Annotated in this window: 11 protein-coding genes; 7 read left to right on the forward strand and 4 right to left on the reverse strand. The window is 60.0% G+C overall.

Features of this window, described 5'->3' with window-relative positions:
* The first annotated feature begins 37 nt into the window (after nucleotides 1-37).
* Genes QZ725_RS09035 through QZ725_RS09050 form a run of 4 tightly spaced genes read left to right on the forward strand, consistent with a single transcriptional unit; the run spans nucleotide 38 to nucleotide 3,978 of the window.
* Nucleotides 38-1,024, forward strand: a complete 987-nt coding sequence (locus tag QZ725_RS09035; protein WP_293778691.1) for an ABC transporter permease — start codon at nucleotides 38-40, stop codon at nucleotides 1,022-1,024.
* Nucleotides 1,021-1,947: an ABC transporter permease gene (locus tag QZ725_RS09040; protein ID WP_293778694.1), complete on the forward strand. Its 927-nt coding sequence runs from the start codon at nucleotides 1,021-1,023 to the stop codon at nucleotides 1,945-1,947. Before QZ725_RS09035 ends, QZ725_RS09040 begins: the two co-directional genes overlap by 4 nt.
* Complete coding sequence (locus QZ725_RS09045; protein ID WP_293778695.1) at nucleotides 1,944-2,969, forward strand: ABC transporter ATP-binding protein; 1,026 nt, start codon at nucleotides 1,944-1,946, stop codon at nucleotides 2,967-2,969. The genes QZ725_RS09040 and QZ725_RS09045 overlap by 4 nt, the downstream gene beginning before the upstream one ends.
* Nucleotides 2,962-3,978, forward strand: a complete 1,017-nt coding sequence (locus tag QZ725_RS09050; RefSeq protein WP_293778697.1) for an ABC transporter ATP-binding protein — start codon at nucleotides 2,962-2,964, stop codon at nucleotides 3,976-3,978. Before QZ725_RS09045 ends, QZ725_RS09050 begins: the two co-directional genes overlap by 8 nt.
* A 105-nt stretch (nucleotides 3,979-4,083) precedes the next feature.
* Here the strand turns inward: QZ725_RS09050 and QZ725_RS09055 are convergent, their stop codons facing one another.
* Together QZ725_RS09055 and QZ725_RS09060 are read right to left on the reverse strand one after the other, a co-directional pair.
* Nucleotides 4,084-5,319, reverse strand: coding sequence for a DUF418 domain-containing protein (locus QZ725_RS09055; protein WP_293778699.1), 1,236 nt, complete (start codon nucleotides 5,317-5,319; stop codon nucleotides 4,084-4,086).
* A gap of 135 nt (nucleotides 5,320-5,454) precedes the next feature.
* Complete coding sequence (locus tag QZ725_RS09060; RefSeq protein ID WP_293778701.1) at nucleotides 5,455-6,378, reverse strand: YihY/virulence factor BrkB family protein; 924 nt, start codon at nucleotides 6,376-6,378, stop codon at nucleotides 5,455-5,457.
* 193 nt (nucleotides 6,379-6,571) lie between these two features.
* Between QZ725_RS09060 and QZ725_RS09065 the strand changes: the two genes are divergently transcribed.
* Entirely contained in the window at nucleotides 6,572-6,898 is a 327-nt protein-coding gene (locus tag QZ725_RS09065; protein WP_293778703.1) for a hypothetical protein, read from the forward strand.
* A gap of 28 nt (nucleotides 6,899-6,926) precedes the next feature.
* Here QZ725_RS09065 and QZ725_RS09070 read toward each other — a convergent pair whose 3' ends face one another.
* Nucleotides 6,927-7,871: an NAD(P)H-hydrate dehydratase gene (locus tag QZ725_RS09070; RefSeq protein WP_293778705.1), complete on the reverse strand. Its 945-nt coding sequence runs from the start codon at nucleotides 7,869-7,871 to the stop codon at nucleotides 6,927-6,929.
* Nucleotides 7,868-8,638 (reverse strand): histidine phosphatase family protein, encoded by a 771-nt coding sequence (locus tag QZ725_RS09075; protein WP_293778707.1) that lies wholly within the window; start codon nucleotides 8,636-8,638, stop codon nucleotides 7,868-7,870. Before QZ725_RS09075 ends, QZ725_RS09070 begins: the two co-directional genes overlap by 4 nt.
* A gap of 662 nt (nucleotides 8,639-9,300) precedes the next feature.
* Between QZ725_RS09075 and QZ725_RS09080 the strand changes: the two genes are divergently transcribed.
* Together QZ725_RS09080 and QZ725_RS09085 are read left to right on the forward strand one after the other, a co-directional pair.
* Nucleotides 9,301-10,782 (forward strand): glucan biosynthesis protein G, encoded by a 1,482-nt coding sequence (locus QZ725_RS09080; protein WP_293778713.1) that lies wholly within the window; start codon nucleotides 9,301-9,303, stop codon nucleotides 10,780-10,782.
* The coding region (locus tag QZ725_RS09085; RefSeq protein WP_293778708.1) for a glycosyltransferase at nucleotides 10,782-11,991 on the forward strand (1,210 nt) is incomplete at its 3' end. The genes QZ725_RS09080 and QZ725_RS09085, both read left to right, overlap by 1 nt.

The following is an 11,991-nucleotide window of genomic DNA, read 5'->3' on the forward strand; positions in this document are numbered from 1 at the left end:
ACATTCCTGTTCTTCTCATGACAACCGCAGGTGCGCCATGATCGATTTCCTGATCCGACGCTCCCTGCAAAGCGTGCTCGTGCTGCTGGCGATGTCGCTGCTGGTGTTCGTCGGCATCCATATGATCGGTAATCCGATCGACATTCTTCTCAGTCCCGATGCTGATCAGGCTGAGCGCGCCCGCATCATTGCCGCCTTCGGACTCGATCAGCCCTTTTGGCATCAGTATTTCCTGTTCCTGCGCAGTGCCGTGTCGGGCGATCTCGGCAATTCCTTCGTGTTCGGCACACCGGCGCTCGATCTGATTCTGGATCGGCTGCCGGCCACGATGGAGCTGGCAGTCGCGGCCATCCTGATCGCCATCGTGCTTGGCATTCCGCTCGGTCTTATGGCCGGCTTGTATCCGCAACACTGGATCGGTCGCAGCATCATGACGGTGTCGATCCTTGGCTTCTCGCTGCCGACGTTCTGGGTTGGCCTCATGCTCATCATGCTGTTCGGCGTACAGCTCGGCTGGCTACCGGCCAGCGGGCGCGGCGACACGATTGATGTATTCGGTGTGCCATTGAGTTTTCTGACGCTCGATGGCTTGCGCCATCTGGCGCTGCCGGCTTTCAATCTGGCGCTGTTCAACATCGCGCTCGTGATCCGGCTGGTAAGGGCTGGTGCGCAGGAAGCTCTTCTGCAGGATTACGTGCGCTTCGCGCGTGCCAAGGGTTTGTCGAATGCACGCATCATCGGTGTCCACGTGCTGAAGAACATCCTGATTCCCGTCGTCACGGTCATCGCGCTACAGTTCGGTTCCATCATCGCCTTTGCCATCGTCACGGAAACCGTGTTCGCGTGGCCCGGCATGGGCAAGCTCATCATCGACTCGATTCGGGTGCTCGATCGTCCGGTCATCGTCAGTTACCTGATGCTGATCGTGGTGTTGTTCGTCGTCATCAATCTATTGGTCGATATCGTCTATTCCTTGCTCGATCCGCGTGTGCGGCTGTCGGATGTGGAAGGAGGGCGCGCATGAGCACATTGCCGACTGCACCGCTGCAAGAGGAGACCTTGCCTGCCGCGCCTGCGCCGTTGCGCCGTTTTGTGCGTGATTTTCGCGCGAGTAAGGTGGCCTTGGCCGGTGCGGTAGCGCTTGTCATATTGATTCTGGCCGCCTTGTTTGCCCCACTGATCGCGCCACAGAATCCTTACGATCTGGCGCAGATCGACATTCTCGATTCGCGTCTCGATCCGGGGCAAGCGGCAAGTCATGGCGGCATGACGTATGTTTTGGGTACAGATGAACAGGGGCGCGACATGCTGTCGGCGATTCTGTACGGCTTGCGCATTTCGCTGCTGGTCGGGTTTGGCAGTACCGCGATTGCCTTGAGTCTCGGCTTGGTTCTGGGTTTGCTCGCCGGTTATTTTCGCGGTCTTGTCGATGCCGTCATCATGCGTGTGGCCGATATCCAGTTGTCGTTCCCGCCGATTCTGGTGGCGCTGATTCTGCTGGCACTGAGCGGCCCCGGTATCGACAAGATCCTGTTCGCCTTGGTAGCCGTGCAATGGGCCTACTATGCCCGTACGGCACGCAGCGCGGCACTGGTTGAGCGCGGCAAGGAATACATCGAGGCGGCACGTGGTCTTGGCCTGTCGCCGTGGCGCATCGTGTTTCGGCATCTGCTGCCCAATTGCATGCCGCCACTGATCGTGATTGCCGCCTTGCAGGTGGCGTCTGCGATTTCGCTCGAAGCCACGCTGTCTTTCCTCGGACTCGGCATGCCGATCACCGAACCGTCGCTGGGTCTGCTGATCGCCAACGGCTTCGATTATCTGCTGTCGGGTAAATACTGGATCAGCGTGTTTCCGGGGCTGGTGCTATTGCTGACAGTGGTCGCCATCAATCTGGTCGCCGACCAGTTGCGCGATGTGCTCAATCCAAGGTTGCAGACACAATGACAAGGCCTTCTTCCCAAACCGTGCCTGTCCTCGACGTGCAGAACCTGCAGATGCAATTCGCCACGCGCGACGGCATTGCTCGCGCAATTGACGATGTGTCGTTCTCGGTCGGTGCCGGGTGCATTCTCGGCATCGTCGGCGAATCGGGTTCGGGCAAATCGATGACGGCGTATTCGATCATGCGCCTGATCGACGCACCCGGCGAAATCGTTGGCGGCCGCATCCTGTTGCATGGTGAAGACTTGCTGAAAAAATCGGCACACGACATGCGGACGATCCGCGGCAATCGCGTTGCCATGATCTTTCAAGATCCGATGATGACGCTGAATCCGGTCCTGCGCATCGATACGCAAATGATCGAGGCGGTACGTGCACATCGCGATGTCAGCAAGAGTGCCGCGCTAGCCAAGGCGCGCGAGGCGCTGGTGCGCGTCGGTATTCCATCGCCCGATGAGCGCCTGCAATCGTATCCGAATCAATTTTCAGGCGGCATGCGGCAACGCGTGGCAATTGCGATTGCCTTGCTCAACGAACCCGATCTGATCATCTGCGATGAGCCGACCACCGCACTCGATGTGACGATCCAGGGACAGATCCTGTACGAGATGCAGAAGCTGTGCCGCGAAGCCGGTACGGCGCTGATCTGGATCACGCACGATCTGTCGGTCATCGCCGGCCTGGCTGACGATCTGTGCGTCATGTACGCCGGGCGCGTGGTCGAAAGCGGCAGCGTGCAACAGGTGATCGATTCGCCGCGCCATCCTTACACGCAAGGCTTGATCGCTTCGTCTCCCTCGCGCAACCGACGCGGCGAACCCTTGCGCCAGATCGCCGGCAGCACGCCGTCTTTGCTGGCCTTGCCTGCGGGATGTGCATTCCGCCCGCGCTGTGCACGCGCAACGGCGCAGTGCATGCAAGTCCCGCCCGTCACCGTGCAGCAGCAGGGCGCGCAGATGCGCAACTGGCGCTGCTTTCTTCCGCTGATGCCGGACACCGTCGCCAGCGAGGTTGCGCATGGCTGAGCATCAACATGCCGTAGCGCCGCTGCTGGCGCTGGAAAACGTCAGCAAGCGCTTCGCGCATCCGCTCGATACGGTGGCACGCATTGCCAATCTGTTCGGCGGCAAGCGTGCGCCGCAGACGGTGCATGCGGTCGATCAGGTCTCGCTGGCGATTCATGCGGGTGAAGTCGTCGGTCTGGTCGGCGAATCGGGCTGTGGCAAATCCACGCTGGGGCGCATGGCGGTCGGGCTGCACACGCTATCGGACGGCAAGCGGTTCTGGAAAGAGGAAGACCTGACTGCATTGGCCCCGGCACAGCAACGTCAGCGGCAACTTGCGATGCAACTGATCTTTCAGGATCCGTACGCGTCGCTCAATCCGAGTTTGCGTGTGCGCGACATAATCGGTGAAGCGCCGCTTGCGCATGGCTTGATCGCTGCCGCGCAGCAGGAACAGACGGTGGCCGATCTGCTGCGCAAGGTCGGTCTCGATCCGGCGGTGATGCGTCGTTTTCCGCACCAGTTTTCGGGTGGCCAGCGCGCGCGTATCGGTATTGCGCGTGCTCTGGCGGTGCAACCGGAACTGCTGGTCTGCGATGAAGCGGTGGCTGCGCTCGATGTCTCGATCCAGGCGCAGGTGCTCAATCTCTTTATGCGTTTGCGCGAAGAGCTGTCGCTGACGTATCTGTTCATCAGCCACGATCTCGGTGTGGTGCGACATATCGCCGACCGCGTGTGCATCATGTATCTGGGTCGCATTGTCGAAGCGGCGCCGACCGATGCGCTGTTCGCGCATGCCAATCATCCGTACACGCAAGCCCTGCTGGCGTCGGCACCCAGACTAGAGGCGAAGAAGGTGCAGTTTGCGCCGATTCACGGTGAAATTCCTTCTCCCCTGCATCCGCCTTCCGGTTGTCATTTTCATCCGCGTTGTCCGCATGCGATGCCGCGTTGTCGCGAAGAGCAGCCGCTGCTGCGTGAAGTGGCGGCGGGCCATGTTTCGGCTTGCCATCTGAACGATAGGGCTTGAAGCGGTTGCGCGATGAGCGGAAGGTTCGCCCCATGGCGGCTACTTGAATGTGGCCACCGCAGCGATTAACTTTTGTTGATTTGTCTCTGTCGTCGCTGGCAAGGATCAGCCGATATTGCGGTCAATGAAGCGGCGCGACAGCGTTTCCAGCGGTCCTTGTGCATGGCGCGACAGCCACAGGCGACTGAAGATGATCTGACCCAGCATGATGAGTCCCGCAATGCCCAGCCACATGGCGGGGCGCAATTGCTGACCAAGACCGAAGCCGAATCCCTGAAACAGGATCACGCCCAGCAGCGATTGCATCAGGTAATTACTCAATGCCATGCGGCCGACGGGAGCGATGATGGCTTGCACGCCGCGCATGATGCCATCGCCAGCCAGCATGAAGAGCGCGACAAAAGCGGCTGCCAGCAGCGAGCCACCAATCGGCAAAAGCGAAAACATCGTGAAGTCCCAGCGCCACGGATGCAGCGGATCGATCGCTTCCAGCACTTTCAATACGGCCCAGAACAAGTTGTAGGGAAGGCCGAGCAGCAGGCCAACCCATAGCACGCGTCGCCACAGTGTCCGATGGCGTTGCGGTTGCGTGAGCCAGCGGCGTCGCACGGCCCATGCCCCGAGCAGGAACAGCGTCGCCACGTGTGGCACGATCAGGACGGATTGCGTGGTGACGGCGACATAATCCTGCAGGCGTTGCCAGCCAATCGAAAAGAAATTGCCGTAGGCGTACACCTGGCGTGCCGCTTCCACATTGTCGATGGCCGCTGTGACGAGTGCATATTCTTCCTCCACGCTCAGGCTTTGCATGCTGAGCCAGAAATTGAGTCCGACCAGCAGCACGAAGCCCAGACTCCACAGCCGCAGATGCCAGCGCAGCGTGCTCAGGCGCGCACCGATCATGCCGAGCAACACCCAGAAGGCAACCAGCGCATATAGCGTCAGAATGTCGCCGAACCAGATCAAGGCGCCGTGCAATACTCCGCAAGCAAGCAGCCACCACAGACGGCGTTTGTAGAGGCGTTGTGCTTCGCTCCAGCGACCGGTGCGGGCATGGATGGATTGCGCGATCAACATGGCGCTGGCACCGAACAGGAAGGCGAAGATCGGATAAAACTTTTGCTCGGCGAAAAAGGCCGTGAAGGCAATCGCCGCGACATCGAACAGGCTGGCATCCGGCGGCAGAATGCCGTAGCGCAGCGATTCATAGCCCCACGTGTAGGACCACAGGTTGACCAGCAGGATGCCGAACACGGCGAGCCCGCGCAGCGCATCGATGCGTGCAATGCGTGTCGTATGGTTGGGCAGCACAGGGGCGGCGGGAGTCGAGGTGGAGTTCAACGGGTTGGAGCCAGCGAGGTGAAGGGCGGGATGCCGTACGAATGAGAAACAGGGGCGCGTTAAAGAACCCGACCGACAAGGAGCAGCAGAACAGGCGCAAGCATAACCGATGTGCGCCTGGATGCCGTGCTCAAATCAGGAGCGTGTCAGCAGTGGATCGTCTTCGGCGGCCACCGCTTTCTTCATGCGCGCCAGCGAGCCGTAGCGCAAGGCGAAGACCCGCGTGAACTCTGCCCCCAGCAGGAAAATTTGCGCGGAGTAGTAAACCCAGGCCAGCAGCACGACCAGCGAACCTGCGGCGCCGAAACTGGACGCAATCGATGCCTTGCCCAGATACAGGCCGATGGCGAATTTACCGATCGTGAACAGGAGTGCCGTGACGATGGCGCCGACCCAGACATCCCGCCACGGGATGGAGGCGCGCGGCATGAACTTGTAGATCATCGCGAACAGGCCGATGACGATGCCGAACGACACGCTGATATTCAGCGCTTCGAGCACGATGGTCCAGCCGCCCAGCATGCTGCTCCACCATTTGCCGAGTGCCGCCAGAATCGCGCTGAGCAGCAGCGAAATCATCAGCATGAAGCCGAGCGCCATCACCATGCCGAACGACAGCAAGCGCTTGCGCAGCAGACCAACCACGCCACCTTTCTTGTCTGGCGGGATTTTCCAGATGCGGTCGAGCGCGCTTTGCAGTTCGGCAAATACCGCCGTGGCACCGATGACGAGTGTGACGATACCGAGTGTGGCCGCGATGATGCCTTGCCCCGGCTCGCTGGCCGAACGCAGTAAGCCTTCGATGGCGCTGGCCGCGGTGGTGCCGACCATGTCGCGCAACTGCAGCAGGATTTCGCCTTGCGCGGCTTCCTGACCGAAGAAGAAGCCGGCAATCGCAATCACGATGACCAGCATCGGTGCTAGCGAAAAGATCGTATAGTAGGCTAGCGCCGCACCCATGCTGGGCGCAAAATCATCGACCCAGGCCATCACGGCATCGCGTGTCAGCAGCCAGGCTTTTTTCGGGAGTGAGTCGTCGGCCGGCAGGGTATTGTTCATGTCGTATTCTTTCGCCTCAAGGGTTTGCTGCCTGGTGGATTGCCATTGCGCCGGGTTGTGTGCTCAGCATTCACCGTGATTTCATTGCTGCTCGGATGCTCGTGGAGCGCAGCGCAAATTTGCTCGGATGTGTGCATCATCGTTTTTGTGTACGTTTCACTGTTCTGCTTTCAAGGATTCTTGCCGGTTCTGCATGTCGCGTCGTCACCATCATCATGTCTATGTCGTCGAACTGTCTGCAAACGTCCTCGACGAGGCACGTTTTCGCAAGGCCAATCCTGATCATGTTCCGGGCAAGCCGTGCGTCTATGTCGGCATGACCGGGATCGATCCCGATCTGCGTTTCGACAAGCACAAGGCTGGCATCCAGAGCAATCGCTACGTCTTCGCATACGGCATGCGGCTGCTGCCCTCACTGTACGAAATCTACAATCCCATGCCCTACGCGGCGGCCTGCGAGATGGAAGTCGAACTGGCCATCGCCTTGCGTGAAGCCGGTTACGCGGTCTGGCAGGCTTGAGCGGAGCTTGATCAGCCGTCAACCATCTTCATGGCGGCGACACCGCCGCTGAAGTTGGTATCGGTTTGTCCAATTCAGTCAGCACCGCCGGAATCTCACTGGCGATTTCACGCGCCAGAAAACCGATCGCGCCCATGCGTTCAGCCAGCCGACGGCCAGCCTGGGCATGCACCACCACGCCCCAGCCAGTTGCCTGCTCCACCGTGGCGCCACGCGCTGCCAGACCGGCGATGATGCCGGCCAGTACATCGCCAGAGCCGGAACTCGCCAGCCCGATGTTGTCTTCCTCGTGTTGCCACAGCACGCCCGTTGGTGCTGCGATGCAGGTAATGGCACCTTTCAGGGCGACCACGGCATTCCAGTTTTTTGCCGCATCGCGCGCTGCCTGTTGCGGGTTGGCGCGAATGGTTTCCTTGTCGTCGCCGAGCAGTCTTGCCATTTCGCCCGCATGCGGCGTCAGGATCAGGCGTGTGGCACCGGTGTTCTCGCCATCTTCCTGATAGCCCTGACTGCCGCGCACCACGCCCATCGCGCAGGCGTCGAGTACTACGCGCGCATCGGGAAACAGGGGCAGCAGATTGCGCACAAAGGTACAGATCGCGGGCTCATCCTGCATGCCGGGGCCGATCAGGATGGCATCGACACGTTTTTTTGCGAGGGTGCGGAATTCCTCGATGCTCCATGATTGCAACCCGCCACTTTCGGTTTCCGGCAAGCCGATGACACGGGATTCGGGTAGTGCCGAGGCGACCAGTTGCGCGACGCTTTGTCCTGTCGCCACGGTCAGCTTGCCGGCACCGGCGCGCAAGGCCGCGGTCGCCGCCAGGATGACGGCACCCGGCATCTGACACGAACCGCCAATGACCAGCACATGACCACGATCTTCCTTGTCGCCACCGATGCCGATGGCCGGCAGCGGCCACGCTTGCAGGCGCGCAGCGTCGAGGCGATGGATGGCGAGGTGTGTCGTCATGGCTTGGGAATGCCGCTCTTGTCCGGCGCATCGGTGATCGGCGTGCCGGATTCCTGCAGCGGCGCGACGAAGTTGGCCATGCGCAGTTCGAGTTGACCGAACTTGCCGAGGTTGGGATTGAAGCGATACGAGGTGACCGAGCAGTTGGGCACGTCACGCGATTTGTCGATACCGAGAATCTGCTTCTCGTCCATATGTTCGAACAGATAGCGGAAGCATTGCACGATCACCTGATGACAGACGATCAGTACGCGTTCGCCCGGATAGTCGCGCGTGATGGTGTCGAGCACGTTGCGCAGACGCAGGATCACGTCGCACCAGCTTTCCCCGCCGGGCGGCCGGAAATAGAACTTGCCGACGTGTTCGCGTTGTTCATACAACTCCGGATGCTGTTTGGCGATGCCGAACTGGGTCAGCCGGTCGAGAATGCCGAATTCCTTTTCGCGCAGGCGCTCGTCGCTGATGAAGGTATGCGGCGGTTGGCGGTCGTCGATGGCGGCAAGTATGAGTTGTGCCGTGTGGCGTGCGCGCAGATAAGGCGATGTCAGAACCACGGTGGGACGATGTTCGGGAGCCAGCTTGTCGAACCAGTGACCCAGGGCGGTAGCCTGTCGCTCGCCCAGTTCGGATAGCGGAACGTCAATGTCGCGCTCGGGAATGTCGATGATGTGCAGGCGGCTCGCTTCGGCAATCTCGCGTGCCACGTTGCCGGAACTCTGACCGTGTCTGACCAGCCAGATCTGTTCCGGCCATTTCTGATTCGTCATACGCAAACACTCCAGTCGATAAAAAAACCGTGTGCAGACGCACCAGTCTGATGACGAGCAAGTATCGCAGACGTGTGCGCCTCACTCTGTACGAAATCCCGCATTTTCCTTCTCTGGCACTGGCGCGCAGGAATGGAACTTGCTCGGAAGGAACTCGCCAGGATTTTGCACCTCTCAGAGAGAAGTTTCATTTTTCTCTACAATACTGGGCTTCTTGCACCTTGTCGCGCAAAACAGGCAGAGGCCCTCAGCGGTGTATTGTCATTGTGGAACCATTCTGCATTGCCGGAGTCGAAATGACCCTGTCGCCAACCCCCGCATACCGTCCCGCCGGACACGGCAGTCAGGCATTGTGCGGTCTTCGTCCGTTTGTTCCTTGCGCAGTGCGAGCTCGCGCAGTTCGCGTTCGTCGTACCGCGCGCCGTCAAGACCAGATCGTCCGTGATACCGGACAGAGGCTGGAAAGTGACGTCGCATTCATGCATTTGCATCGCGTCTCGTCCTTTCCGGAATCAGGCACCATCTTTGCAGTATGTGCCGTCGGCAGATTTGTGCGCGTGTCCCGCCGGGATGTGAAGCAAACTGTCGTGAAGTTGTTTCGATTGGAAAACATGTTCAGAAGTCTCTCGCTACCGTCCATTTTCTCGCGTCCTCTTGCCCTGATGCTGCTGGCGTTCGTGCCTGTTTCACAGGCTGCGGCCTTCGATTTCAATGATGTCGCCAAGAAGGCGCGGCAACTGGCTTCGACGTCCTACAAGGAGCAGAAGCCCAAGTTGCCCAAATCGCTGACGGGGCTGGATTACGATCAGTATCGCGACATTCGCTACAACCTCGACAAGTCGTACTGGCGCGCGCAGGGCCTGCCGTTCGAACTGAGCTTCTTTCATCAGGGCCGTCATTACGCGCATCAGGTGAAGATCAATGAAATCGTCGCCAACCGTGCGCGCCCGATTCCTTTCGATCCGCGTGCCTTCGATTACGGCAACAACAAGATCACCGCTGCCGAGATGCGCAATCTGGGCTTTGCCGGTTTCCGCGTGCATTACCCGATCAATACGCCGAAGTACAAGGATGAAGTGGTGGTCTTCCTCGGCGCCAGCTATTTGCGTGGCGTCGGCAAGGATCAGGTCTACGGTTTGTCGGCGCGCGGCCTAGCGGTCGATACCGCCTTGAACTCGGGCGAGGAATTTCCACGCTTCACCGAATTCTGGATCGAGCGCCCGAATGCCAAGAGCAAACAAATTGTCGTCTACGCCTTGCTCGATTCCAAGCGTGTGACGGGTGCCTATCGCTACACGATCAAGCCGGGCGATCCGACGGTGACCGAAGTCAAATCGCAACTCTATCTGCGTGAGAACGTTACCAAGCTTGGCATCGCGCCGCTGACCAGCATGTATTTCTTCGGCGAGAACCAGCGCCCGGCGGTCGAAGACTTCCGCCCGGAAGTGCATGACTCCGATGGTTTGTCGATTGCCTCGGGTACCGGCGAATGGATCTGGCGTCCCTTGGTCAATCCCAAGCGCTTGCTCGTCACCTCGTATTCGCTCAGCAATCCGACCGGTTTCGGCCTCATGCAGCGCGATGAAAAATTCAGCAGCTATGAAGACCTCGAAGCGCGTTACGAAGCACGCCCGAGTGCGTGGATCGAACCGACCGGCAAATGGGGTTCGGGCCGCGTGGAGCTGATCCAGATTCCGACGCCGGATGAATTCAACGACAACATCGTCGCCTTCTGGGTGCCCGATCAGTTGCCCAAGCCGGGTCAGCCGATCGATTTCGACTACAAGATGACCTGGGGCAAGGAAGCGCAGCAGCGTCCACCGCTGTCGTGGGTCACGCAGACACGCCGCGGCCACGGCTACGTGCGCAAACCGGATTCCACGCTTGGCCTCTACATCGATTTCGAAGGCCCGGCCTTCAAGAAGCTGAACAAGGATGCCAAGGTTGGTTTCCGTGTATCGGCCGATCCGAATGGCCAGATCATCGAGTCGCATGCCTATCCGAATCCGCAAACGGGTGGCTGGCGCGCGTCGGTACGCATCAAGCGCGTCGATGACAGCAAGCCGGTCGAGTTGCGCGGCTTCCTGCAAAACGACAACACCACGTTATCCGAAACGTGGAGCTACATCCTGCCGGCGGACTGATGGCACATTCCTCTCTTCCCGCTCCTTGTCGCCAGTATCTGGAACGGTTGGCCTTGCCGCCTGCCGTGCAGAACGACATTGCGACACGTCTGCAGGCCCGCGTCGGTGCATCTGCTACCGACGCACAGGCAATGGATGCACTCCATGCGCTATTGGCTGAATCCGCCAGTGCAGGTGGTCATTCTGATCGTCATCCCGATAATCCGGCCTTTGCATCTGTTGGAGCCCGCACCACGCTGGTGGTGGACGAAGATGCGTCATGGTGCGATGAAACGGGTGTGATCGTGCCGGATGCCCGGCAGGCGACGTCGCTATATGTCGCGCCGCCGATTCATCGCGCCTCGATGGTGCCGCATCCGTGGGGCGCACTGAACCCGCTGGTGCGCTGGTGGCAATCGATGTTCCGTCGTCAGGAATTCGAGGCCGACAAGGCCAATGCCGCCATCGACCGTGATCTGCCACCGGCCGGTACCAAGGCCAATGGCGGTGTGCGTCGCCTGGTGCTGCTGTTCCTGATGCTGGGACAGACGGCGATGGCGACGTATTACATGAGTCGCGTACTGCCGTATCAGGGCAGCGAGCCGCTCGAAATTGCGATTCTTTCCTTGTTTGCGCTGCTGTTCTGCTGGGTCTCGGCCGGGTTCTGGACGGCCATGACCGGCTTCCTGTTGCTGGCACGCGGCAAGGACCCTTTCCTTGTCACGCGTGGTGTGGTGACGGGCGCGGACATCGATCCGGCCGCACGCACCGCGATCGTCATGCCGATCTGTAATGAAGATGTGATTCGCGTCTTCGCCGGTTTGCGCGCGACCTACGAATCGGTTGCCAAGACCGGCCAGCTCGACCGATTCGATTTCTACGTCCTGAGCGACAGCAATGGCAGCGATACCTGCGCCGCCGAAGTCGCGGCCTGGGCCGAGCTTTGCAATGCGGTCGATGGTTATGGCCGCATCTTCTATCGCCGTCGCCAGCGCCGGGTGCGCCGCAAGAGTGGCAACATCGACGATTTCTGCCGCCGCTGGGGTAGCGATTACCGCTACATGGTGGTGCTCGACGCCGATAGCGTGATGACCGGCGATTGCCTGACGAAGATGGTACAGGCGATGGAAATGCATCCGGATGCCGGCATCATCCAGACTGCACCGCGCGCTGCCGGACGCGACACCTTGTACACGCGCGTCGAGAATTGCTGGATGCGCGCGTACAAGG

It is taken from the genome of uncultured Oxalicibacterium sp. (assembly GCF_913776015.1).
Taxonomy (GTDB): Bacteria; Pseudomonadota; Gammaproteobacteria; order Burkholderiales; family Burkholderiaceae_D; genus Oxalicibacterium.

What these genes read in the sequence shown, in the direction of transcription:
- QZ725_RS09050 (WP_293778697.1), top strand. Translation starts at nt 2,962, where the DNA reads ATGGCTGAGCATCAACATGCCGTAGCGCCGCTGCTGGCGCTGGAAAAC.
- QZ725_RS09045 (WP_293778695.1), top strand. Translation starts at nt 1,944, where the DNA reads ATGACAAGGCCTTCTTCCCAAACCGTGCCTGTCCTCGACGTGCAGAAC.
- QZ725_RS09040 (WP_293778694.1), top strand. Translation starts at nt 1,021, where the DNA reads ATGAGCACATTGCCGACTGCACCGCTGCAAGAGGAGACCTTGCCTGCC.
- QZ725_RS09075 (WP_293778707.1), bottom strand. Translation starts at nt 8,638, where the DNA reads ATGACGAATCAGAAATGGCCGGAACAGATCTGGCTGGTCAGACACGGT.
- QZ725_RS09060 (WP_293778701.1), bottom strand. Translation starts at nt 6,378, where the DNA reads ATGAACAATACCCTGCCGGCCGACGACTCACTCCCGAAAAAAGCCTGG.
- QZ725_RS09070 (WP_293778705.1), bottom strand. Translation starts at nt 7,871, where the DNA reads ATGACGACACACCTCGCCATCCATCGCCTCGACGCTGCGCGCCTGCAA.
- QZ725_RS09065 (WP_293778703.1), top strand. Translation starts at nt 6,572, where the DNA reads ATGTCGCGTCGTCACCATCATCATGTCTATGTCGTCGAACTGTCTGCA.
- QZ725_RS09035 (WP_293778691.1), top strand. Translation starts at nt 38, where the DNA reads ATGATCGATTTCCTGATCCGACGCTCCCTGCAAAGCGTGCTCGTGCTG.
- QZ725_RS09080 (WP_293778713.1), top strand. Translation starts at nt 9,301, where the DNA reads ATGCTGCTGGCGTTCGTGCCTGTTTCACAGGCTGCGGCCTTCGATTTC.